This is a genomic window from Alloalcanivorax mobilis (assembly GCF_002864685.1).
Lineage (GTDB): Bacteria > Pseudomonadota > Gammaproteobacteria > Pseudomonadales > Alcanivoracaceae > Alloalcanivorax > Alloalcanivorax mobilis.
Genome location: NZ_NMQZ01000084.1, coordinates 1 through 587 on the forward strand (window position 1 = coordinate 1; position 587 = coordinate 587).

A 587-nucleotide genomic window follows, 5' to 3' on the forward strand; every position below is an offset into this window, starting at 1 on the left:
CCATGGGCCGCCCCGCCATCGTCTCCGACGTCCCCGGCTGCCGCCAGGCCGTGGAGAAGGGCGTCACCGGCTGGCTCTGCCAGGTGCGCGACGCCCACTCCCTCGCCGAATGCATGGAAACCTGCCTGACCCTCCCCCGAGAAAGCCTCCTAACCGCCGGCCGCGCCGCCCGCGACCGCATAGAAGCGCAGTTCGATGAGCGCAGTGTGGTGGAAACGGCGTTGGGGTTGTTTCAAGACTAGTTTTCAGTGTGCGGTTTTCAGTGTTCAACCAAAGCGGGCCACGACGCCGCTGTGGGAGCGGTCCCTGCCCGCGAACCGAGCCTGAAAGGCGAGGCCAGCCCGGCAGAGCCCATTCGCGGTCAAGGACCGCTCCCACATCAGAATCAAAACCCGGCGCGGCGCCTGCCCGCCTGTTCCCGCCTGGCTACAACGCCCCTGTGGGAGCGGTCCCCGACCGCGAACCAAGCCGCTAGGCGAGGCCGGCTTGGCAGGCCAGATCGCGGTCAAGGGCCGCTCCCACACCAGAATCCCCCCCACGGTGCCGGCCTGGCTGTTCCCGCCTGGCTACAACGCCCCTGTGGGAGC

The 587-nt window shown here is 68.7% G+C and carries 1 protein-coding gene; it reads left to right on the plus strand.

Annotated elements, in window-relative coordinates:
• Positions 1-242 (plus strand): glycosyltransferase (locus CGS25_RS18910; RefSeq protein ID WP_157933884.1); only part of this gene is annotated, 242 nt, incomplete at its 5' end.
• Positions 243-587 lie beyond the last annotated feature (345 nt).